The sequence below is a fragment of the Spirosoma horti genome (assembly GCF_054776595.1).
The window spans coordinates 128852-152867 of sequence record NZ_BAAHBQ010000009.1; the positions used below are offsets into that span (position 1 = coordinate 128852).

Here is a 24016-nt window from a genome sequence, read left to right on the forward strand (position 1 = left end):
TTGATCGTCTGGGCTCAACTTCTCACCTCCGGCATGTCCTGCCCTTCTCGCCGGATATAGACCTGATGCTCAGCAAGTTTGTTTTGACACCATTGGGTCAGCGACTGAACGCCAGGGCGTTTATTTATATGCTTCAGCGTAGCCATCACCAGTTGGTAACGACTCATGTTGTTCAGCACGAGCATGTCAAACGGCGTGGTGGTACGCCCTTCTTCCATATAGCCCCGAACGTGGAATCGGTTCGGATTTGTCCGGTGGTGCAGCAATTCGTGAATCAGCATAGGGTATCCGTGAAAGGCGAAAAGTACGGGTTGGTCGGCCGTAAAAAGCTGAACGAATGACGCTTCCGGAAAACCGTGTGGGTGATCCTCGGGCGACATGATGGTCAGTAAATCCACTACGTTTACCACACGAACCCGAAGTGACGGGAGATATTCTTTCAGAATAGCCGCAGCCGCTACCACCTCGTTGGTGGGTACGTCGCCCGCGCACGCCAGGACGACATCGGGCTGCTCACTTCCGGCATTGCCCGCCCACTCCCAGATCGACATACCCCGACTGCAATGTTCACGGGCTTCTTCGATAGACAACCACTGCGCCTGACAGGCTTTGGAAGCCACAATCAGGTTAATATAGTCGCGACTTCTTAAACAGTGATCAGTTACCGACAGCAGGCAATTGGCATCCGGGGGCAGATACACCCGGGCAACCGAGCTTTTTTTGGCTACTACCGAATTGATAAAACTGGGTACCTGGTGCGTATAGCCATTGTGGTCCTGCCGCCAGACGTGCGAAGTGAGCAGGTAGTTGAGTGAGGCCAGCGGTTTACGCCAGGGGGTTTCTTTGCTTACCTTCAGCCACTTGGCATACTGGTTCAGCATCGAATCGACCAGTGGAATAAATGCTTCGTAACAACTGAACAAGCCGTGCCGACCCGTGAGTAGATACCCTTCCAGCCACCCTTCGCAGGTGTGCTCACTTAGAATTTCCATCACCCGGCCGTCGGGAGACAAAAATTCATCCGTTTCCACCATTGGCCCCATCCAGGCCCGCTGCGTTGCCTCGAAGAGGGGCGTCATCCGGTTCGACGTTGTCTCATCAGGGCAAACGATGCGAAAGTTTTGAGTCGTTTCGTTGAGGCAAAACACATCCCGTAGATAACGCGCCAACGTATGCGTTCCTTCGACGGACACAGTGCCCCGCGTGGATTCGCCGGGCGACGGTACATTCACCGCATAACGGGTATAATCCGGGAGTTCAAGAGGTATCAGCAACTGCCCCCCATTGGCGTGGGGGTTCATTCCTATGCGTCGGGAGTCAGTTGGGCAATCGCTGACGACATTCCTGAATGGCCGCCCCATTCCATCAAATAAATCCTGTGGGCGATAACTGCGGAGCCAGGTTTCCAGGGTAGCCAGCTGCGTGGGTTTTCCGGCCGGATCAGCAACAGGCAATTGGTGTGCATGCGACGTATTCTCAATGGCCAGACCGTCAACGGTCAGCGGGCAGGTCCAGCCTTTGGGAGTTTGCAGAATCAACATTGGCCAGGCCGGCACGCCCGTCAGCAACCCTGCGCTTGCGTTCCGCTGAATGGTCCGAATTTCTTCATACGCCCAGTTCATCGCCTGCCACATAGCCGCATGAACCTGCATGGGATCACTGCCGCCCACGATGCGTACCTGATAGCCATAGCCTGTAAACAGATTCGTCAGCTCATCATGACTCATGCGGCCAAAAATAGTTGGGCCCGAGAGTTTGTAGCCGTTGACGTGTAGAATCGGCAATACCGCCCCCGACGTAGCCGGATTCAGGTATTTAGTGGAATGCCAGGCAGCGGCCAGTGGTCCGGTTTCAGCTTCGCCATCGCCCACTACACAGGCCACGATCAGGTCCGGATTATCCAGGGCGGCCCCGAACGCATGCGACAGGCAGTAACCGAGCTCCCCGCCTTCCTGAATCTGGCCGGGTGTACCGGGAACCAGATGACTCGGCAGTCCATAGGGCCACGAAAACTGGCGGATCAGTTGAGACATGCCGTCGATTCCTGGTTTATACTGCGGATCGTATTCGCCCAGGGTGCCTTCCAGATATAGATTCGCCAGAATAGCGGGTGCCCCGTGACCAGGACCCACCACCAGTAGTACGTTGGCATCTGTATCCTGAATGAGTCGATTCAGGTGGGCATAGATCATATTCAGGCCCGGCTGGGTGCCCCAGTGACCGAGTAAGCGGGGCTTGATGTCGCTTTTTTTCAGCGGGCGTTCCAGCAATACATTGTCGCGCAGATAAAGTTGGGCGGCTCCGAGGTAATTGGTAGCCTGCCAGTAGCGATGCACATTAGCGAGTCGCTGATACGTCGGCACAGTCGTTGAGATTTCAGTTGTCTGGTTCATCGGAATCGATCTAGTAGGCCAGTTAATTCGGGCGTTAGCTGATGACAAATTTGCCATTCCGCCAGTCCGTCTAAACTGACCAGCCTTAGGCCTTCGAATGAGTTTTATCAGTGGCCCAGCCCAGAACGCCATACCCAGCCTAAGTTAGATCATAGCAGATAACGACGGAAGTCAGGATTCTTAAAATCAGATTGTTGCAACTTTATGGGCATCAAATTCTCACTCTACACATGACTCGATCTGAGCTTATAGCCCCCGCCAGCCTGACGGGTTTGACACCCGCCGAGGTTAACGAATCAAGGGCGCGCTACGGCACCAACATCCTGCCAGATCAGTCAACCAACTGGCGTCTTTTTAAAGACATTGTTACAGAGCCCATGTTTGGCTTGCTGGCTGGAGCCTGCACCATCTATAGCTTTCTGGGACAGTGGCACGAGGGGATCGTTTTGGGCATAGCGATGTTGCTGGTCGCGGGCCTTTCGGTGTTTGAATCGCTACGTAGCGACCGGGCCTTGCAGGCGCTTCGGCAGTTGACCCAACCCACTGTTCAAGTGCTACGGAATACCCATTTGATTACTTTACCCAGCGAGCAGTTGGTTGTCGGCGATATTGTGTTGCTAACGGAAGGTCAAACCATACCGGCTGACGGGTTGCTGCTTCAGGCAAACGATTGTTTAGTCGATGAAGCCATGCTGACGGGTGAATCGGTTCCCGTGCCCAAAACGGAGACCAGTACGCCTTGTTTCGGGGGAACGGTGCTGACGTCAGGCCGTATTTTCATTCGGATCAATGCGGTTGGTGTTAACACCGAAATCGGTAAACTGGGCCGTTCGCTTCAGACCATTACGTACGAAAAAACACCCTTGCAACAACAGATTCACCAGTTTGTGAATCGGATGGCCTTGATCGGACTAGGGGCTTTTTTGCTGGTTTGGGCCATTAACTTCGCGCATTCAGGGGATTGGATTACGTCCCTGCTGTTTGGCCTGACCATGGCCATGACGATTCTGCCTGAAGAAATTCCGGTGGCATTCAGTAGTTTCATGGCGCTCGGGGCGGCCCGAATGGCGAAATTCGGCGTGCTGACCAAGCAACCACAAACCGTTGAAAGTTTAGGGTCGGCCTCCGTTATCTGTGTCGACAAAACCGGAACGATCACCCAGGAAGGCATGACGCTGAGCCAGCTCTACATCGGTTCTGAGCAACGTACCGAGCCTCTGTCGTCGGTCATTTCGGTGGCTGCTTGGGACGTCCTGGCCTATGCCCGATGGGCCAGTGAACCCGACCCCTATGATTCGATGGAAAAAGCGATTCTGACGGCTTATCGAACGCATTGTTCACCCAACGTTCCCTACCAGCGCCCGATGGTACACGAGTATCCATTATCGGGAACGCCACCCATGATGACGCACGTGTATGATCCAAATACAGGAATTGTACAGGTTGCGGGCAAAGGAGCCGTTGAACGAATCATTCGGGTTTGCCGATTAACCCAGCCCGAAGCAGCCACTATTCTCCAGCAAGCGAGCCAGTTAGCGGCCCAAGGCTTCCGGGTATTGGGCGTAGCCGGGTGCGAGTGGGCCAGTGCTGCGTATCCAGCCGAACAGGATGATTTTATTTGGTCGTTTAAAGGGCTGATTGCCTTCGAGAATCCGCCGAAACCGAACGCCAGCTGGGTTATCGACCAGTTTAAACAGGCGGGCATTGCCGTCAAACTCATTACGGGCGACTCGCCTGAAACTGCCTTATCCATTGCCCGGCAGGTCCGCCTGACGGATGATCATCAGGTGTTGACCGGCGTGCAGGTCATGGGCTTATCCGATGTTGACCGGCGTGCAGGTCATGGGCTTATCCGATGAAAATCTTCGAAAGCAAGTAGGCCCGATTCACGTCTTTGCCCGTATGTTGCCCGAAGCCAAACTGAGGGTCGTACAGGCTCTCAAAGCCAACGGGGAGGTGGTAGCCATGACGGGCGATGGTGTTAATGACGGGCCTGCCTTAAAAGCCGCGCATATTGGCGTGGCCATGGGCCGACGTGGCACTGAACTGGCTAAACAAGCGGCATCGCTTATTCTGTCAACGGATAATCTGGCCAGTATGGTCGAGGCCATTGCGCTCGGGCGTCGCATTTACCAGAACCTTAAAAAGGCAGTAGCGTATATCGTTTCCATCCATATACCGGTCATTCTGGTTGTTACGTTACCCCTGATCATCAACTGGCGCTATGCCAACCTGTTGAGCCCCATTCATGTCATTCTGCTGGAGCTAATCTTGGGACCGACCTGCTCGATCGCTTTTGAGCAGGAACCCGCCGAAAAGGGATTGATGCACCAGCCACCCCGCCCGCTACACACCACTTTTTTGACCGCAACTGAATTAGGCATGAGTGTTAGTCAGGGGGTCGTCGTTGCCCTCGCTACGCTCTCAATCTATTACCTGGGCATGCAACAGGGGCAGTCAATCGAAGTGGTACGAACGATGACGTTTTCGAGTCTGGTCATGAGTAATATTGGGTTGACGCTGGTGAGCCGATCCAGCCGAGAATCGTTTTTACGTACGATGAGAAGGCCCAATCCAGCGCTCAGGCTCCTCCAGGGCATTACACTAGGTATCCTAGCCGCCACTTTATTCATTCCAGGTATTCGCTCCTTTATGCATTTTTCGTCGTTAACCAGCGTTCAACTGGGTCAGTGTGTGCTGGCGGCTTCTACGGGTACGTTTTGGATAGAAGCGTACAAATGGTGGAAGAGAAAAAGCGCTGAAACAGCCTTACGCGCTAGGGAAGTCAAGTAAACACAATTTGTCTCCCTAAACCTACTCGTCTCCCTCGGCGGGTAGATTTCATAAAATGGAAAAAATAGATGGACTTTATTCAGCCAACAAATAAGTACGTCTGCCTTTTCTCAACGGAACCGTTCCTTCTCCTGTCGAAAATCATCTGGTTAACTGAGCAGCCGCATTCATTACGGCCTGCCAGGTGACTACTTTTAACGTAGCGGTTCCACGTAAAACAGCCCGCTACCTAACGTCATGTTGAGCGAACTAACCTCCGAAGTAATCGAGACTATGCTGACCAATCAATATTTCGGCAGGATTAGCTGTGCTGCCGAAAATCGGATTCTGATTGAACCGGTGATGTATTATTACGATGGTCATTTTATTTATGGTTTGACCCGTCAGGGCACCAAAACGCAACTGTTGCATAAAAATCCGACCGTAGCCTTTGAAATCGACGAGACAATCGGTCTGGATAGTTGGCGAAGCGTAGTTATTGAGGGCGTTTACGAAGAATTGATGGGTGATGACCGGGACGATGCTCTTTTCTTCCTTAAGCAACGCAAAATCCCGATCTTTGCCGACGAACGATTTGGCTATCCGGATGTTGACGCGCCAATTGGGCATAAAGTTGTGTACCCCGTTGTGTATCGGATTCGGATCAGCAGCAAAACGGGCCGTGGCTATCAGCGCCCCACTGACCTACACCCCATTCCCGAGGTTCACCCTGGCCATCATTCGCTCTGGTAGACAAGCCAATACAAGGGAGATGGTACACCGAGCCAATGGAGGGACGGGTATATCTACCAATGAAAAGTTACAGATATCGACTACAACAGGCCGTGCTTTATTCATCCGACAGAGCCTTGAATCTATTTAGCCTTTGCCGGGCGTACTCCCACCCTCCTGTTAGGGTAGCTGGCTACCTTACCCTGCCCGTGTATGGATCGCCAGCTACTTTTAAGCTTTGGTCAACTCGACAAGCGCTTACATATGCATAACTAGAACGGGCTTCGTGGTGTGATTCAGCACATCTTCTGCAACACTGCCTGACAAAAAGTGCCGTATTCCTTTATAGCCATGGGTGAATAATACAATCAAATCCGCATCTACTTCATCCGCATAGCTGATGATACCATCCGGCACATCTCTGGCCTGACGTATCGTACAGGTGAACTCAGGAATGCCTTTACCAGCAGCAAACTCATTGACCCAGTCCTGGATACCCTCCGGGACTCGGCTATCGGTAGGCGTCAGTACGTACAGAAACGTGTGCCGATCCGGTTCGCCCATTTGAAATGGATAAGGCTGAATGGCTTTCAGACGGTCATCTATGTCGATTGCATAAACAATGTTTTTGGGGCAGAAATGGGCAATGGGTTTCTTTATAACGAGTACGGGGCAGTGCGCATGCCGAACAATGCTTTCGGCATTCGATCCGATTAGCCATTCTTCCAGACCAGACGCTCCCTCCGAACTCATCACAATCAGGTCGGCAGACCGATCCGTTACATTGTGAATCAGCCCCTGGCCGTTCGTCAGTAACGTTGGGATGATGGTCACGCCTTCGTACTTACTTTCAGCGGCAAACTGCTCCAGTTTGGTTTGAGCCTCTCGTTCAATTTCCTGGTAGTCTGCTATCGTTTGGTTCACCGTTACGGTTGTGGCTTCCGCGTAAGCAGGCATAGGCAAGGGATAAACTACCGAATGCAGGAGAAGAATAGTAGATCCATACGTTCTGGCAAGATCAACGGCCACCGAGAGCGCAGCATCCGTTTCAGAACTCAAATCGGTTGGGACAACAATCGTGTTCATACGCAGGTAGGTTTAAATGAGTAGAACAAAGAACTTCGCTTTTGCCCACTCTTACCCTGACGATTACTGCGTAGGGCCCTGATTTATATCAACTTCACTCCTGACCCGGCTCCGGATGTTCTGACTTTGCCAGGTGTAGCTTTGACCGGTATAAAGGCTTAAACAACGTTAAACCGTTAAAACAATCATGGAAACACTGGATACGATTCTGACTATCGCTTACGTGGTTGTGAACATTTTCGCGGTTATGCAACTGATCGGCACCTATCGCTGGCCGGCTACAACCCGGGTACTGTTCTTTCTTCTTTTTAGTGTGGCCGCGTTTGTTAATATCCGAAACGCGCTCGAAACGCCCTGGGTCTATCAGAGCTATGCCGATTATGCCATCCCGACTTACCGCCGATTTATCCTCGGTCTGTTCGACAGCTTCACGACGCCTATTGTATTTAGTATCGGTCTGGGTCAGTTGTTGATTGCGGCCTCCATGTTTATGCAAGGCGACTGGTTTCGGATGGGTTGTCTGGGCGGACTGGTTTTCTGCGTCGCCATCGCTCCCCTCGGATTTGGTTCGGCGTTCCCCTCCCCGCTGCTCTTTGCGCTGGCTTTTTATAAACTCTACCAACAGCAAAACCCGAAACCCAACCGCAAGGTACGCAGGCCAGGACGCATCCTGCTGCCCATTGACTGACAAGTAGAAAAGGTCATTTGGCCATCTAAACGAGCAACTTACCCACCCGTTAACTTTCTTCACTTTGACCTGGCAATTACACTTGACCTTCGGCATTGTTTATTTAATTCTATACACCTGATAATGTAGACTTTATGTATAATTCAGAGTATCTAACCCCTACCTGTAAAGTTGCTTATTTCTCGATGGAGTTTGCTTATGTTCAGCCGCTTAAAACGTACTCGGGTGGGCTGGGTTTTCTGGCAGGCTCCCATATGCGCAGTGCGTATAGGCTGCAACAACCCATCGTTGCGGTGGGTATTCTGTGGAAATACGGCTATTACGATCAGGTTCGAAAGGCCGACCAGACGATGGATGTTCTGTTCATGGAAAAACAATACAGCTTTCTTGAGCCGACGAATATAAAATTTCAGATTCAGATTAACCATGCGCCCGTATGGGTAACGGCGTATTATCTACCCCCTACCGTCTTCGGTACGTCCCCAACCTACTTCTTATCGACCGACCTGCCCGAGAATGACTATTTGGCGCAAACGATTTGCCATAAACTCTACGATGCCAATCCAGAAACCCGAATTGCGTCGAGTATTTTACTAGGTATTGGCGGGGCCAAACTTCTGGAACGCTTACAACTTACGCCAGACGTCTATCACATGAATGAAAGCCACCCCCTGCCGCTGGCCTTTTATTTATATCACCAGTTACAACGTGTCGAGGCCGTTCGGCAACGACTCGTGTTTACTACCCATACGCCGGAAGAAGCCGGAAATCCACGTACAGATAGTCGGTTACTGGACCGGATGGGCTTTTTTGATTACCTGCCGCTGGAAGAGGTTCGGAGAATTACAGGAATCAACGATGATCTGTTCAACTGGGCGCTAGGTGCTTTGCGACTGGCAGGCCGGGCTAATGCCGTTTCAAAACGACATCGGCAGGTTTGTGAGCAACTTTGGCAAGGTTATACGGATATCAGTCCGCTCATGTCTATTACCAACGCTCAGAACAAAGCGTTCTGGGGCAGTCCCCTACTGGACATGGCCGTGGCCAGCCATGATGATGCAACGCTGCTAGACAGCAAGAAAAAATATAAAGATGCCCTGTTTGATGAAGTAGCCAATCAGACAGGTGACCTCTATACGAACACTGTATTTACCATTGTTTGGGCACGTCGATTTGCGGGCTACAAGCGCGCTGATTTATTGCTTTCAGATCCCGCCCGATTGGATCGGCTGCTGACTAACCCGCGTTACCCCGTACAGCTCATCTGGGCCGGGAAGCCTTATCCGTATGATTATGCCAGCATTGGTACGTTCGACCGGCTGGTTCACCTGGCCAGCCAGTATACGAACTGTTCGGTACTGGTCGGGTATGAGTTGCATCTATCAACACTTCTGAAGCAGGGCGCTGACCTATGGTTAAATACACCAAGGCTCACCCGCGAAGCCTCCGGCACCAGCGGCATGACAGCGGCCATGAACGGAGCCATCAATTGTTCGACCAATGACGGCTGGATCCCCGAATTCGCCCGGAATGGCATCAACAGTTTCGTGCTGCCTGAAGCGGATCTAACCTGGCCTGCTCACGAGCAGGACGCCTTCGATGCAGATAATCTATTCACGTTGCTGGAAACAATCATTTTGCCGATGTATTACGAAAAGCCGGACCAATGGCTCGGTATGCTTAAAGCAAGTATGGGTGATATTCTGCCCTATTTCGATTCTGAGCGGATGGCCACCGAATATTACGAAAAGCTGTATTCGCTTCCCCAGGAGTCTTGTGTGCGCACCGACCCGTTACCTGTCGGCGGGTAGAAAGGTGTATGCTTTTACTGGTCCCTACCGGTGGCAATTGTCATTACCTAGATGGTCGACAGGGAGCGTTCATGATCTCTCAACCGACATACCTTTACCTTCGTCTGCTGGAGGATCGTTTCAGAAATGACCTGTTCATCAAGCAACAGATAGTCGTACGAACGCAGCAACAAATGCATCGTTATGGCCAGTTCGGGCGAAGATAGCAGCGTTTCGGGCCTAAGTTCGCCCTCCCACGATTGGGTGAGCATCTCCAGCCAGAGGTCCAGCCGCGCTTTCGCCTGCTGTCTGGCGGCCCGACAAGCTTCCTTGCCGAGCGGAGTTCCTGCTGCAATGTCGTACGGGTGGACTATCGTCAGGCAAATCGCTTCGTCTGCATTCATAACCAGCCACCGGCGCAGGGCCAGAGCAGAATCAACTGAACAGTCTGTGGAATAAAAGGCCGTTTTCATGGCTATCGTCTGGCTTTACATGAGGGTTCAAAAATAGCGGGCTCATCTGTCTGGACAGATGAGCCCGCTTAGCTCCCAACCTGATTATTGTCAATATTCACCTGGTAGATACCAGCGGGCACGATCCAATTCATGCCGTTTGTTGATCTTTATTTTAGCACCCGTGTTGTTCCGTGACAAAGGGGAATGGGTTGATCCGATCGGCCCGTATGCGGGGGTTGATAGACTCCGCGAAGCACGAGCAAAAGGCCTATTACGACCGTAAACAGGGGCATCAGTTTCACAAACCGCCGACGTGACTTCACCGGAAACAGCGTTGGAACAAGCCGAACGGCCAACAACGCCGGGACGGTACCCATCCCGAACAGCAGCATGTATAACCCACTATGCAGGGCACTTCCTGTAACGACAGCTCCCGCCAAAGCGACGTAGACAAAGCCACAGGGCAACAGGCCGTTCAGAAAGCCCAGCGCACCAAAGGATTGTACAGCAGGTTGCTGTAAAAACCGGGACATCGGCCCTACAACCCAACGTACAGAATTTATTGCGGTTAAGCCACCAAACCGACCCCGAATCAACAGTACCCAAATGAGTAAAAATAACCCAGCACCAATCGAGAGGGGCCGTTGCAAGCCAATCAGCAACAACCCCTGCCCCACACTACCAATGGCTACGCCCAACCCGGCATAGGCGGTCAGGCGAGCCAGATGATACAAGCCGATCGCCAGCCAGCGCTTCCCGACCGGCAATCGGCCGATGGGTAAGGCCATCGCCAGCGGTCCGCACATGCCCACACAATGCAGACTGCCAATAAGCCCCGTTGTCAGCGCGGCAACGATCCAGACGAGACTCATAATTTGGTAAAGGTTTGCTCACGAAAATAGGTCAGCCCCCCCGCCGACCAGTTGAGCTGGGCATGCCAAAGTCCTTTAGCCAACATTGCGGTTGAGACACTGTGCTGCCCCGGTTTAAGGGTAATACGTTGGTCCTGCTGACGGTTGGACGGGCGGTAGAACACCAGCGTTCCTTGTTGCCACCCATCGGGCATACGCAGGTCAAGTTCTTGCCGGACAGGATCAATTTGTAGCGTAGGTGCCTGAAGCAGACGGGCGGTGCGGGCCAGCCGGTCGATGTGTTGCTGGTAGGTGATTTCGTCCTGGTAATAATCGTCGCGCACCAGATCGACATGCTGGCGAGTCATCAAAAAGACCATGGTGCCGATGAATCCGGCAAACAGAATAAACACGAGCACAATTGATTTTCCCCAGTTCATACTACGTTATGGGTTTACAGGCCCTAAAAAGCTCGTTTCGACCTGATCGACGACGGTATCGCCCGTCAATACGTCGATTATCAAGCTGGTTTTGTCGGCTTGAATGGCTTTTTCGGGCAGGGTGATAAAAAACATGGTTTTGGTCAGCTCGCCGGGTTTGGTCTGGCTGAGCGGTTGCACAAATCGCAACGTAGCATCGGGGCGGTTGAGTCGGAAACGGACAGGCAAAGCCCGGTAGGTTTTATTGATCACCTCCACCGAATACAGGTTTGCGACCTGCCCGTTGGCTTCGCGCTGAAACAGTTGCCCCGGAGCCCGCAGGATCGTTACGTCGAGTGCCGGACGACTGATGAGCAGGTAGCCTAGCACCGCCAGCAGCACGACCAGCACACCCGTATAGGCCAGAATTCGTTTCGTAAATCGGAAGGGTTTTCGGGTCTCGATGCCCTGCTGCGAATCCATCCGAATCAGGCCTACTGGCCGGTCGATCTTGGTCATCACCTCATCGCAGGCATCCATGCAGGCCGTACAATTGATGCACTCCATCTGGGTTCCGTTCCGTATATCGATGCCCGTCGGGCAAACGTGCACGCAAAGTTTGCAATCCACACAATCACCCTTTGGCGAGTGACTGGTCACTAGTGAAGACGGCAGAGTAGGGCTATTCTTCACATTCAACTCATCTTTCTTCACCCTTTTCCCGCGCGGTTCGCCCCGAATGTAGTCGTAAGCAACGATGAGCGAATTTTTATCCAGCAGAACGCTTTGTAATCGCCCATAGGGGCAAATCGTCGTGCAGACAATTTCGCGCAGGTAGGCGAACACGCCGTAGAAAACGCCGGTGAAGACCAGTATGGCTGTCAGCCCCCCCAGGTGTTGGGCAGGGTTATCTGTGATTAAGGTCAGCCACTGATCCCGCCCAATGATGTACGCCAGAAATGTATTGCTGATGGCAAATGAGATCAGGAAAAACACGCCATGCTTCGCCGTCTTTTTCAGAATTTTTTCGGTTGTCCACGGCGAGTCGTCGAGTCGTTTTCGGGCCTTGTAATCACCTTCGATCCAGCTTTCGACTTTACGAAAAACCATTTCCATAAAGATCGTTTGCGGACAGGCCCAGCCACAAAACACCCGGCCGAAAACCACCGTAAACAACGTAATAAAGACAATGAATGTAATCAGCCCGATGGCGACCAAGTAAAAATCCTGTGGCCAGAAGGTGACGCCGAAAAAGATAAACCGGCGTTCCAGTACGTTGAACAGAAACAGGGGATGCCCGTCTACCCAAATGAATGGTCCGGCAAACAACGCCACAAGCAGCCCAACCGCAACCACGGTGCGCCATTTTGTAAACCGCCCCGACGTAGCGCGTGGGTACACCCACCGCCGACCGCCGTTTTCGTTCTGGTTCGGCAGGTGCGACCGAAAATAGTCATCATCTGGTATCGTTACGTTGAGTTCGGTATTCATATTTTTTCGCCTTATCGGACGGCTACCTTTTCTGTTTGCGCCGGAACGTTCGGTATTTCTTTGGTTCCCTGCGGAGCTTTGGCATCAGCGGGTTTGGACCCTTGCAGCGACAGAATATAACTGGCTACCTGTTGCACCTGCAACGGATTAAGTTGTTTTTTCCAGGACATCATACCCTTTTCGGGAACCCCTTCGGTAATGGTGTGAAAAACCGCTTTTATCGTACCCCCATGCAGCCAGTACTCATCCGTCAGGTTAGGCCCCACGCTACCCTGCCCCTGCTGTCCGTGGCAGGCAACGCAGCTTTGCAGAAATACAGCCTTTCCGGCCTCAAGTGCCTTAGGCTCTTTCATGATGGCGACTGTGTTTTCATTGATCGACCCGGCTACTTTTTTAATGTAGATTTCCCGCTGCTGGTCGGCCATTGCCACTTCCTGGGTGTATTCGGCGGTTTGCAGATCGCCTACGTTGAACACATGGAACACGAACAGATAAATGACTCCGAACACAATGGTGCTATAAAACAAGCCCATAAACCAGGGTGGTGTTGGGTTGTCGAGTTCCTGGATTCCATCATAAGCGTGTTCCAGTGTCAGGTCTTTCTCCTGACTAAGTGCGTGCAGGCCAGCCATTCGTTGCCAGAACGAACGGGAGTCGATGGGTTTAGTCACGGGTTCCTGCCCAAGGATTTTTCGCAGAATGAGCATCAGGTACACTGCCACGAACGCCACCACGATCATACCGACCAGCAGCAGTGTCACCAGTAAAAGCAACGCTAGTTCCTCACCCGATTCAATCGCCCAGATGGATTTGGCAGGATCACTAGATAAAAAAATAAAAAGCAGATTCATGAGAGACGGCGTAGGTTAATCGGTGGAGGAATCATCGAGCGGCAGGCGGCTCATCTGGCCCATGTGGTTTTTATCGACCAGCCATAAATACAGGCCAACCAGTACAAAAAAGATGAAGAAGGTTAGAAACGAACTCACCATGTAGAGGTCTGCACCCGGAATTTTGGAAATAAATTGCTTGAACATGACTTTTAAGAGATGTTGACTAATGGATTATAAATGATGAATTATAACTGATGAATAGTGTCCAGGCCATCATTTATAATTCATCATTCATCATTCAATTTTGTACCGTTTCCATTTTCTTAATATCCGTACCCAGTCGTTGCAGGTAGGCGATGAGGGCTACGATTTCGCGGTCGGACTGGACTTTGATACCGTCTTTGGCCAATTGACTGCTTATGCTGCCCGCCTGTTTTTGCAAGTCTTCATTGGCATACTCGATGGCTACGTCCTCATAGGGAACACCCACTTTTCGAAGAGCTTTCAGCTTATCGGCCGTATTGGATACGTCCAGTTTTTGTTCCCGCAGCCAGGGATAAGCCGGCATAATTGAGCCGGGCGACATCGAAGTGGGGTCCTGCATGTGGTGATAATGCCAGGAGTTTGGGTATTTGCCCCCTTCGCGGTGAAGATCAGGGCCGGTCCGTTTGCTACCCCACAAAAATGGGTGATCATAAACGAACTCGCCCGCTTTCGAGTACTCGCCATAGCGCTCCGTTTCGGAGCGGAAGGGCCGCACCATCTGGCTGTGGCAGTTTACACACCCTTCCCGGATATAGAGATCGCGGCCTTCAACTTCAAGGGCGGTGTAAGGCTGCACCGCCGAAATGGTCGGTACGTTGCTCTTCACCATGAATGTCGGCACCAGCTCGATCAGCGAACCGATTAAAATGACAACCAATGAACCGACCAGTAGCGGGATGGGTTTGCGCTCGAACCAACGGTGCCAGTACGTATCACTACCTGTCGGCACGTAGGCTTTGGACAAGGCGGGCGCTTCGGCGGGTTCGTTGGCAATCAATGTTCCGGCAGCCATCGTTTTGAAGAGGTTGTATCCCATCAGAATAGCGCCGATCAGGTAGAACACGCCACCGATGGCCCGCATCCGGTGCATGGGCAATAATTGCAGCGTGGTTTCCAGGAAGTTACTGTACCGTAGCATACCTTCGGGGGTGAACTCCTTCCACATCATCCCCTGCGTAAAGCCGGAAATGTACATCGGCACGGCATAGAACAGAATACCTAACGTACCCATCCAGAAGTGCGTATTCAGCAACTTCTTCGAGAACAGGGGTGTATGGTACATTTTAGGAATGAGCCAATATAACATGGCGAACGTAAGAAATCCGTTCCAGCCCAATGCGCCTACGTGAACGTGAGCCACGATCCAGTCAGTAAAGTGGGCAATGGCGTTAACGTTTTTGAGTGATAGTAGCGGCCCTTCGAACGTCGCCATACCATAGGCAGTCAGGCCCACAACCATGAATTTCAGGATGGCATCTTCGCGCACTTTATCCCAGGCGCCCCGCAGCGTCAGCAACCCGTTGATCATTCCACCCCAGGACGGCGCAATGAGCATAACGGAGAACACAACCCCCAGCGACTGCGCCCAGTCGGGCAGCGAGCTATACAGTAGATGGTGCGGACCAGCCCAGATATACAGGAATATCAGTGCCCAGAAGTGCAGTATCGATAGTTTATAGGAGTACACGGGCCGATTGGCCATTTTGGGCAGGAAGTAATACATCATGCCCAGGTACGGCGTTGTCAGGAAAAAAGCCACCGCATTGTGGCCATACCACCACTGCACCAGCGCATCCTGAACCCCGGCGTAAAGCGAGTAACTTTTCAGGAACGTAACGGGAATGGCCATCGAATTGATGATGTGCAGCACCGCAATGGTAACGAACGTAGCAATGTAGAACCAGATCGCTACGTATAAATGACGCTCCCGACGCTTGATGATCGTACCAAACATGTTGATACCGAACACCACCCAGATCAACGTAATGGCAATGTCGATCGGCCATTCGAGTTCGGCGTATTCTTTCGAGGTTGTTAGCCCAAGTGGCAGGGTAGCCACCGCCGAGAGGATAATTAGCTGCCAGCCCCAGAAGTGAATTTTACTGAGCAGGTCCGAAAACATCCGGGCTTTGCATAACCGTTGTAGCGAATAATAGACGCCCATAAAAATGGCATTGCCCACGAAGGCGAAAATCACCGCGTTGGTGTGCAGAGGCCGTATACGCCCGAACGTCGTGTATTGGTTACCGAGGTTGGCCGATGGTGCAAACAACTGCGTGGCCGCAATTACCCCGACGAGCATCCCGATGATCCCCCAAATGATGGTGGCCACCGCAAAATTACGAACGGTGGTATTGTTGTAAGCGAATCGATCGATAACGGGTCGCTGGCCCGGTGGCGGTTGCCCGATAGACGCCCGGTCGGGCGAGATGATAATAGGCGGTTGGTTCGTGCTAACGTTCATATAGCAGTAGTAGAAGTTTTCGGAGAGGTACGATGGCTTGATTCAGCAGGTATTCCTTGGTTGGGCAATTCATCGGGCGGGCGGTCATCGAGCAGCATGCGGAGCGAGGGTGTGTAAAGGTCATCCTGCTGTCCGGTGCGCATCGACCAGATGAAAGCGCCCAGAAATCCGAGTGCCATCACCAGGCTGATTCCGATCATAAAAAAGAGTATAGACATTGCCGTTGGCGTTTGATAGGCCAAAAGTGCGGGGAATCTGGTGGGATATGAATGAGCTTCGTCAGGGCGTTGGCTGAGTTCCGTCAGGTAGCTGATCCTGGTTGTTTCTGCGGCTACCGATGCATTTTCTGCTGGAACCAGGCCAAGTATCCAGCATCTACTTTCCGGTCATTAGGGTAGCTGACGGTGGACTCGGGTCGCGGCCGTCAGCTACAACGAAGATGACCGGCATTTCCGTTTTAAAAAATAAATTCCCTAATCAACTATCGATCAACCCTTTATACGCATACCAACCGTTGCAATAAAAACCATTGTAGCCGAACTCAATGGCATGAGCACCGCAGCTACGATCGGAGAGAGATGCCCCGTCGCAGCAAACGACAATCCGACCAGGTTATACAGCAGCGACACCCCGAAACTGAACCGGATGAGTCGCATGGCAAACCGGCTGTATTGCAGGAAGTAGGGTAAGTCCCGCAGGGAGCGGCTCTCCAGAATAGCATCGCTGGCGGGCGTGAACTGGAGCGTATCGTCGGTAACGGCAAGGCCAACATCAGCCTGTTTCAGCGCACCGGCATCGTTCAGTCCATCGCCAATCATAAGGACCTTCCGCCCGGTCTGCTGCAACGCCCGAATAAAATCAAGCTTGTCTTCCGGCTGACAATTGAACGTCATCGCATCGGTAGCGAACCAGGGTTGCAAATCGGCGCGGGTGGCGTTCGTATCGCCCGACAGCAGATATAGTTGCTTGCCCTGTTTTCGCAAGCTCGTCAGCATGTCACCCAGCCCATTCCGTAACTGGCTGACAACTAGAAAGTACCCCCGGTAAACTCCGCCAATTCGCACGTGAACCGACGAGTCGATCGGTTCGTAAGAAACGCCAACAAAACTCGCCCGACCAATTTTCACGACGCAGTCATCGACCAAACCAATCACACCCTGACCGGGCAGTTCCGTAAAATTCTCGACGAGCATGGGAGACCCATCGGCTAAATACTGGCTTAGCCGGCGGCTCAGCGGGTGCGACGATTGACTAACTACAGTCCGGATCATGGCCCGGTCAAGAATGGATAGGGGCTGCTCGAAGCATTCCGTTACCGACTTCGAGGCTGGTGTTGTCAACGTACCTGTTTTGTCGAAAACGACCGTATCACAGCGGGTAAGCTGTTCAATGACGTTCGTATTTTTGAGGTAAAAACCCCGTTTGCTCAGTAACCGCAGGCCGTGTCCCAGCGCCACGGGGTACGACAGCGACAGCACGCAAGGGCAGGCCACAATCAGTACGGCGGTAAATGCATTTACCGCCGTAGTCGGCTGACCCGCCCATGCGTACCAGTACGTGCCAATCAGCGTAGCCAGTGTCAGAACAGACAGGGTGAAATAAGTACCGACGGCATCGGCAAACGTGCGCGCCTGGCTCGACTGGTCTTTCCTGAATGCATCATTATTCCAGAGTTGGGTCAGATAGCTTTGTGATACATCCCGTACGATTTCAAGGTCGATGCTGCCGCCCATCTGCCGCCCGCCCGCGTACAGAAGCGCGCCCGGCTCCTTACGTTCCGGCTCCGACTCGCCCGTTACGAACGAATAATCGAGTAGACCATCGCCCCGATACAGCAGCCCATCGGCCGGAATCAAATCGCCATGACGAACGCGGATACGGTCACCTTTGTGCAGATCGGCTACCGGTATCGGCGTTTCGGATTCGCCCGTTAGCCGCTGGACAGCAAGTGGAAAATAGGACTTATAATCCCGCTCGAAAGAAAGGAAATCGTAAGTGCGCTCCTGAAACCATTTGCCACATAACAAGAAGAAGATCAGGCCGCTGACCGAGTCATAATAACCCGCCCCACCTAAAACCAGCACTTCGTAAGTACCCCGAAAATAGGCGACCAGAATGCCCAGCAAAATTGGAAAATCAATGTTGATAATGCCCCGTCGCAGGCTTTTCCAGACCGATTCGAAATAGCCCGACCCTGAATAAAACACGACGGGCGTAGCCAGCAGCAGGTTGAGCAGACCGAACACCTGTTTGAACGATGGATCATCTAAACCAAGGTATTCGGGAAAGCTGAAAAGCATGATGTTCCCCGCGCAGAATCCTGCTACGGCCAGCCGGTATAGCAGCGGGCGGTACGTCGGTTTCTGCTGCTGCTTCACGACGTCGTTGAGGCTGATGAGCGGCTCGTAGCCCAGCGAGGTGAGCAGTTCGGCGACCTGACGCAACGAGATCCGGGCTGGATTGAACACCAGATGTACCTGCTTTTTCAGAAAATCGACACGGGTTTGCTCTACGCCAGGCTCGATTCGGTAGAGGTGTTCCAGCAGCCACAAACAGGATGAACAGTGAATGGCAGGTACATAAAATGTGACGTGCGCTACGGTGTCATTTTGAAAGTCAATCAGTTGTCCCGCAACGTCTGGATTATCCAGAAAGGCCAGGTGATCGAGTTGAGCCGTTCGGTCCCGTTCGGATGTGCCCAGCATGGATGTGCCCGGCATGGATGTGCCCGGCATGGATGTGCCCGGCATGGATGTGCCCGGTGATGAATTCAGGTCGTAATACTGGCAAAGCTGATGTTCATTCAAGACCTGGTATACCGTCTGGCAACCCGAGCAGCAAAATGGCTTATCGTCAAAAAAAATAGGTTTTGCATCGGTGGGGCAGTTACTGCCGCAGTGATAGCAGATGGCTTTTGTCGGCTGAGCGGTGGTCATAGTCGCCAGTATTTTCCTCAAAATTGGCATTACCCAACGGGACAATGGCTGATATAAATCAGGCCGTTGCCTGATTCTGGTTGGTGGCGAACCCAATGCAGAACGTGACCTTTGAGCAACCTGATGCCAATGTCAAGCGGGTCAGGTTGTGCTCATGACTACTTCGCTGATTGCTAAATACAACGTAGCCGGACCCCGCTACACCAGCTATCCGACCGTACCGTTCTGGAATACGGACGCTTTTACAAACAACGACTGGCAGCAGCACCTGACAACTGCGTTTGCCGAAAGCAACTACGCGAGCGGCATCAGTTTATATATTCACCTGCCTTACTGCGAGAGTCTCTGTACGTTTTGTGGTTGCAACAAACGCATCACCCGAAATCACGGCGTCGAGAAACCGTATATCGATACGCTGCTGGCCGAGTATGCTATGTATTGCGACTGGTTCTCCCGGAGCGCCGGATCGGAACGCCCCCGCATTGCGGAACTACACTTGGGTGGTGGAACGCCCAGCTTTTTTTCGCCCGAGCAGCTTCGGCGCTTATTGACCGGCCTTTTTCAGTGGGCCGACCCGACGGACGAGCCTGATTTTGGCTGGGAAGGACACCCGAATAACACGACAAGAGAACACCTGCAAACGTTATATAACTTCGGCTTTCGGCGGGTCAGCTTCGGGGTTCAGGATTATGACCCCGCCGTACAGCTTGCCATTCACCGTCACCAGCCATTTGCCAACGTTAAGCGCGTTACCGATCAGGCGCGGGCTATCGGGTATACGTCCATTAGCCACGATCTGGTCTTTGGGTTGCCTTTTCAGCGACCCGAGTCGATCCAAAAGACCATTGCCAAAACCCTAACGCTACGTCCTGACCGGATTTCGTTTTACTCTTACGCCCACGTCCCCTGGATCAAGGGAAATGGTCAGCGCGGCTTCCGGGATGAAGACCTGCCAACCGGCGATGCCAAACGCGAACTCTATGAACTGGGTCGTGATTTGTTGCAGGCGGGTGGCTATACCGAGATCGGTATGGACCATTTTGCCCTGCCGCACGATCCGCTGTATAAGGCCATGGAGTCCGGCAGATTACACCGAAACTTCATGGGGTACACAACCACCCAAACCGACGTATTATTGGGCCTGGGTGTGTCGGCGATCAGCGACGTAGGGACAGCCTTTATGCAGAACGAGAAAGACATTGATTCGTATCAACAGCGCGTCTTACTGAACAAACTCCCCATCCTGCGAGGCCATTCGTTGACCGAAGAAGACACAAGAATACGCAGACTGATTCTGGACATCATGTGCCGATTTAAGACCCGTTGGGCTGTGGCCGACTGGACCGATGCTGAATGGGATGCCTTGCGCCAGAAACTCGACGAGTTTCACCTGGACGGTCTGCTTGATTACGATGAAACGAGCCTGCGGGTTCGACCCGCAGGACATCCATTTTTACGAAATATCTGCATGGCCTTTGATCGCCATCTCATCCGTAGCCAACGTACCGAACGGTTGTTTTCGCAAACCGTTTGATGCGTCCGGCTTCTCGCCTATTTCCTTTTGCATTGTCTATAAACGAATGTTAATCAACCTCTTTGAACCATGAAAACCATCGTTGCTGCCACTGATTTTTCACCCAATGCAAATCGGGCCACCCATTTCGCGATGCAGTTGGCGCGTGCCCAACAAGCACAGTTGATTTTAGTCAATGCGTTTCATTTCTGGCCAGCGAATCCAGCTGAAACGGGCGGCAATTTTCCGCTTAGTGCCCGCGCTATGTATGAGGACAGCCAGAAGAGGCTGAAACACCTGGCCCACCTATTACACGAACAGTATGGAACTGACGTGCCCATTCAATGCATGACGAAAGAAGGGTATGCGATGCCGTCTATTCGCGAGGTTACGCAGGATGTAAAAGCGGATCTGCTGATTATGTCGACGGTGGGTACAGCTCCGCAAAGTGCTCAGTTAATGGGAAGTGTGGCCACTGAAATGGTCGCCCAAACCAATGTTCCCCTGCTGCTTATTCCCCCTTCTGCCAACTATGCCGTTATCCGTAACGTCGTGCTGGGCATCGATCTCGACACGCCCCCCGACGCGGTTGTACTGGATGCCGCCATTGGGTTTGCGCGCCAGCTGGATTGCGTGATCAATGTTTTATGCATCCATGCCAAACCGAACGACCCCATAGTTCACCATAAAGCCGAGCACATCCGGCACTTGTTGGTTCAGGTACCTCATACGCTGACAATCCTGCCGGGTAAGGAGATTTATAAAAGTCTGCTAATTTTTGCCCATACCAATAAAGCGGATTTGATCATGATGTTCCCTCAACCCCATAACTGGCTACGAACCTTATTTGTCGACGGCGAAACCGAACGAACTGCCCGCCTAACGGATATTCCGCTCCTGGCGATTGTCTGATGTAGGCCAATATCTTACTTTTCTTTCCAATCAAGCTATGATACCAACTACAATGAGAGCAGCTGTTGCCCGTGCTTATGGGCAACCCCTCCAAATTGAAGAAGTGCCCGTTCCGGCCGTTACACCGGGTCGGATTTTAGTAAAGGTGGCGGCCTGTGGAGTCTGCCATACCGACCTGCATGCCATCAATGGCGACTGGCCGGTTAAGGCAACCCTGCCCTTAATTCCCGGACACGAGGGCGTGGGTACCGTAGTGGCCATCGGCGAGGGTGTGACGCAGGTGAAAATCGGCGATCGGGTAGGCGTTCCCTGGCTGTATAGCGCCTGTGGACATTGCGAGCATTGCCATACCGGTTGGGAAACCCTCTGTGAAAGCCAGCAGAACACGGGCTATTCCGTGCAGGGAAGCTATGCCGACTATGTACTGGCTGACCCCAATTATGTGGGCCACTTACCCGATTCGCTTTCGTTTGCCGAAGCCGCTCCTATTCTTTGCGCAGGGGTTACCGTCTATAAGGGCCTGAAAGAAACTGAAGTCAAACCTGGCCAGTGGGTCGTTATTTCAGGAATTGGAGGCTTAGGGCATTTGGCCGTACAATACGCTAAAGCCATGGGAATGCGCGTGGCCGCTGTTGATATTCAGGATGACAAATTAGAACTGGCGAAAACCGTTGGGGCCGAGTTACTGATTAATGCAGCCAATGAAGATCCCGTTCTCGCGATCCAGCAACGGATAAAAGGGGCACATGGCGTACTGGTCACGGCGGTATCCCGCTCCGCTTTTGCGCAGGGCGTCGGCATGCTGCGTCGGCATGGCACGATAGCCCTGGTGGGATTGCCACCGGGTGATTTCGACCTGAACATCTTCGATCTTGTCTTAACCAGAAAAACCGTTCGAGGGTCTATTGTGGGCACCCGGCAGGATCTGGTCGAGAGTCTGGCCTTTGCCGCTGAAGGGAAAGTGAAGGTTCATTATCACAGCGACCGGCTGGAAAATATCAATCAGGTACTCACAGATATGACGGCGGGCAAGATAAACGGACGAGTCGTGCTCCATCTTTCAGAAGATAATGAGGAATTACAAAGCCGCTCGGCTAATCACCACTCCATGGAAACTGCCGTCGTCTGAAGTATAACCCGAGTCGATATCGTTTTTTTATACCAGGGCCTGTTATGCATACTGTATGACAGGCCCTAACTTTGTCGTATACGGTGTATTCCTGTACCTTAAAAAATGAAAATTTGCTTACTGCTTCTCGTCAGTATCTTCGCCAACGGCAGCCTGAACGCTCAGATCGACTCCACGTCGGCCATCCCTTCTCCTACCCGGCATGCCAGTGATTTTGAGAAAAGGATCCCTGTTTGTTTGCCGCCCGCCTGAAAATGCAACACGTTGATTTATAGGAAATTTGTGAACGATGCTCCCATCAACCAGTTACTCCGGGAAGATGGATCCGCTTTGTCAAGAACGAATAACCAATTCCTAATGCAGGACATCAAACACTAATTCCCGCAAAATATCGCTTTCGTTCATGGTTGGGGCATCGATGCCTTTGCTACGGGCGTCGGCCCGGCGGATGGCGTTGATAATACTGGCTACTTTGGGCAGTGGAAACGTGCGGGCAGCCGTGAGGTAATCTTTCACAAAAAACGGGTTGACGCCCAATAACGGAGCCAGTCCCTTGTCGGTTTGGTCTTTAGAGGCCTGCACTAAAATAACCTTACTAAAGTAACCGAATAACTGCGCCAGAATAACGACCAGCGGGTTGTCTTTTGGATTCCGGCCGAAATAGTCGACAATTTGATTCGCCTTCACAACATCGCGCTGAACAAGGGCTTTCTGAAGTTCAAATACGTTGTATTCCTTACTGATACCGACCAATCGCTCGACCGTTGCCGCAGAAATCTCTTCACCCACATGCAGGTTGATCAGGATTTTGTCGATTTCACTGGCCAGCCGTTTTAGGTCGTTACCGATGTGGTCGGCCAGCAACTGGCAGGCTTTCGGGCTCACTTTCGTTCCCTGTTCGCGGCAATACTCCCCTACCCAATCCGGGATTTTGTTATCGTATAACTTCTTAACACCCAGGAGCTTTCCTTTCGCACCAAACGCTTTTACCCACGCTTTTCGCTCATCGAGGGCGGGCTTACCATCTTCTCGGACGTAACATAGCATGAGTATGGTACTGGGAAGCGGATTCAGGGCATAATCTTCAAATAAAGTCTGCGTCGATTTATCGTTGATGCCGTTCATCTGCTGGGCTTCTTTCACCAGTACCAGCTGGCGTTCGGCCATAAAAGGATAGCGTCGGGCGTAGTTGAGAACAGCCCCGGCATCGGTATCTTTTCCAAAGAGAACGAATTGATTGAAACCTCGCTCGGCAACGGGCACGGCCACTTTTTCCAGTTCCTCGGCAATCCGGTCGAGGTAATACGGCTCATCGCCATGAATGAGGTAAACAGGTGCAATCCGTTTATTACGGATGTCCTTAAGCAAGGCGTCTACGGCAGGGATCAAAACTGATTTGTGGTTTGTAGTTTGTGGTTAGCTAAGCCAGCCCAAAAACCCATTTTTCTACAAAAATAACCAAGTAGACCTGAGAAAATACGTTAGGTTGTTTTTTGTCATGCTTCGG

The 24016-nt window shown here is 52.2% G+C and carries 21 protein-coding genes; 9 read left to right on the forward strand and 12 right to left on the reverse strand.

All coding sequences use genetic code 11. From position 1 onward, the window contains the following. Positions 1-14: 14 nt before the first annotated feature. The gene (locus ACYVAM_RS26010) at positions 15-2393 is read right to left on the reverse strand and encodes a phosphoketolase family protein (protein ID WP_461072576.1); all 2379 of its coding nucleotides are present in this window, start codon (positions 2391-2393) and stop codon (positions 15-17) included. A 230-nt stretch (positions 2394-2623) separates the two neighbouring features. Here ACYVAM_RS26010 and ACYVAM_RS26015 point away from each other — a divergent pair, with 230 nt between their 5' ends. From ACYVAM_RS26015 to ACYVAM_RS26025, 3 genes are all read left to right on the forward strand, one after another. Then, entirely contained in the window at positions 2624-4252 is a 1629-nt protein-coding gene (locus ACYVAM_RS26015; RefSeq protein WP_461072578.1) for a cation-translocating P-type ATPase, read from the forward strand. Then, positions 4236-5186 (forward strand): HAD-IC family P-type ATPase, encoded by a 951-nt coding sequence (locus tag ACYVAM_RS26020; RefSeq protein WP_461072580.1) that lies wholly within the window; start codon positions 4236-4238, stop codon positions 5184-5186. Before ACYVAM_RS26015 ends, ACYVAM_RS26020 begins: the two co-directional genes overlap by 17 nt. 237 nt (positions 5187-5423) lie before the next feature. Further along, entirely contained in the window at positions 5424-5918 is a 495-nt protein-coding gene (locus ACYVAM_RS26025) for a pyridoxamine 5'-phosphate oxidase family protein (RefSeq protein WP_461072582.1), read from the forward strand. 237 nt (positions 5919-6155) lie between these two features. Here ACYVAM_RS26025 and ACYVAM_RS26030 read toward each other — a convergent pair whose 3' ends face one another. After that, positions 6156-6983, reverse strand: a complete 828-nt coding sequence (locus tag ACYVAM_RS26030) for a universal stress protein (protein WP_461072584.1) — start codon at positions 6981-6983, stop codon at positions 6156-6158. A 187-nt stretch (positions 6984-7170) separates the two neighbouring features. Here ACYVAM_RS26030 and ACYVAM_RS26035 point away from each other — a divergent pair, with 187 nt between their 5' ends. Next, positions 7171-7671, forward strand: a complete 501-nt coding sequence (locus ACYVAM_RS26035) for a hypothetical protein (protein WP_461072586.1) — start codon at positions 7171-7173, stop codon at positions 7669-7671. 134 nt (positions 7672-7805) lie between these two features. After that, complete coding sequence (gene glgP / locus ACYVAM_RS26040; RefSeq protein WP_461072588.1) at positions 7806-9482, forward strand: alpha-glucan family phosphorylase; 1677 nt, start codon at positions 7806-7808, stop codon at positions 9480-9482. Between the two features lie 47 nt (positions 9483-9529). Here glgP and ACYVAM_RS26045 read toward each other — a convergent pair whose 3' ends face one another. From ACYVAM_RS26045 to ACYVAM_RS26085, 9 genes are all read right to left on the reverse strand, one after another. Beyond that, on the reverse strand, positions 9530-9934 hold the full coding sequence (locus ACYVAM_RS26045; RefSeq protein WP_461072590.1) for a hypothetical protein: 405 nt from the start codon (positions 9932-9934) through the stop codon (positions 9530-9532). 149 nt (positions 9935-10083) lie between these two features. After that, the gene (locus ACYVAM_RS26050; protein ID WP_461072592.1) at positions 10084-10788 is read right to left on the reverse strand and encodes a sulfite exporter TauE/SafE family protein; all 705 of its coding nucleotides are present in this window, start codon (positions 10786-10788) and stop codon (positions 10084-10086) included. After that, entirely contained in the window at positions 10785-11207 is a 423-nt protein-coding gene (locus tag ACYVAM_RS26055; RefSeq protein WP_461072594.1) for a FixH family protein, read from the reverse strand. Before ACYVAM_RS26055 ends, ACYVAM_RS26050 begins: the two co-directional genes overlap by 4 nt. A 6-nt stretch (positions 11208-11213) precedes the next feature. Continuing rightward, positions 11214-12677, reverse strand: a complete 1464-nt coding sequence (ccoG, locus tag ACYVAM_RS26060; protein WP_461072596.1) for a cytochrome c oxidase accessory protein CcoG — start codon at positions 12675-12677, stop codon at positions 11214-11216. An 11-nt stretch (positions 12678-12688) separates the two neighbouring features. Beyond that, the gene (locus ACYVAM_RS26065) at positions 12689-13528 is read right to left on the reverse strand and encodes a cbb3-type cytochrome c oxidase N-terminal domain-containing protein (protein ID WP_461072598.1); all 840 of its coding nucleotides are present in this window, start codon (positions 13526-13528) and stop codon (positions 12689-12691) included. Between the two features lie 15 nt (positions 13529-13543). Beyond that, positions 13544-13714 (reverse strand): hypothetical protein, encoded by a 171-nt coding sequence (locus tag ACYVAM_RS26070; protein WP_461072599.1) that lies wholly within the window; start codon positions 13712-13714, stop codon positions 13544-13546. 94 nt (positions 13715-13808) lie between these two features. Next, positions 13809-16019: a cytochrome-c oxidase, cbb3-type subunit I gene (ccoN, locus tag ACYVAM_RS26075; RefSeq protein ID WP_461072601.1), complete on the reverse strand. Its 2211-nt coding sequence runs from the start codon at positions 16017-16019 to the stop codon at positions 13809-13811. Beyond that, complete coding sequence (gene ccoS / locus ACYVAM_RS26080; protein WP_461072603.1) at positions 16016-16237, reverse strand: cbb3-type cytochrome oxidase assembly protein CcoS; 222 nt, start codon at positions 16235-16237, stop codon at positions 16016-16018. The genes ccoN and ccoS overlap by 4 nt, the downstream gene beginning before the upstream one ends. 270 nt (positions 16238-16507) lie before the next feature. Continuing rightward, entirely contained in the window at positions 16508-18955 is a 2448-nt protein-coding gene (locus ACYVAM_RS26085) for a heavy metal translocating P-type ATPase (protein ID WP_461072605.1), read from the reverse strand. Positions 18956-19109: 154 nt separating this feature from the next. On the opposite strand from ACYVAM_RS26085, the gene hemN reads away from it, so the two are divergent. The 4 genes from hemN to ACYVAM_RS26105 all read left to right on the forward strand — a co-directional run bounded on the left by hemN (position 19110) and on the right by ACYVAM_RS26105 (position 22761). Next, on the forward strand, positions 19110-20489 hold the full coding sequence (gene hemN, locus ACYVAM_RS26090) for an oxygen-independent coproporphyrinogen III oxidase (protein ID WP_461072607.1): 1380 nt from the start codon (positions 19110-19112) through the stop codon (positions 20487-20489). 69 nt (positions 20490-20558) lie between these two features. Beyond that, on the forward strand, positions 20559-21380 hold the full coding sequence (locus ACYVAM_RS26095) for a universal stress protein (protein WP_461072609.1): 822 nt from the start codon (positions 20559-20561) through the stop codon (positions 21378-21380). Positions 21381-21417: 37 nt separating this feature from the next. Continuing rightward, entirely contained in the window at positions 21418-22509 is a 1092-nt protein-coding gene (gene adhP / locus ACYVAM_RS26100) for an alcohol dehydrogenase AdhP (protein ID WP_461072611.1), read from the forward strand. Positions 22510-22614: 105 nt separating this feature from the next. Continuing rightward, positions 22615-22761 carry a hypothetical protein gene (locus ACYVAM_RS26105; protein ID WP_461072613.1) on the forward strand — a complete coding sequence of 49 codons (147 nt, stop codon included), beginning with the start codon at positions 22615-22617 and terminating at the stop codon, positions 22759-22761. A gap of 102 nt (positions 22762-22863) precedes the next feature. Here the strand turns inward: ACYVAM_RS26105 and holA are convergent, their stop codons facing one another. Next, the gene (holA, locus tag ACYVAM_RS26110) at positions 22864-23898 is read right to left on the reverse strand and encodes a DNA polymerase III subunit delta (RefSeq protein ID WP_461072615.1); all 1035 of its coding nucleotides are present in this window, start codon (positions 23896-23898) and stop codon (positions 22864-22866) included. Between the last annotated feature and the right edge of the window lie 118 nt (positions 23899-24016).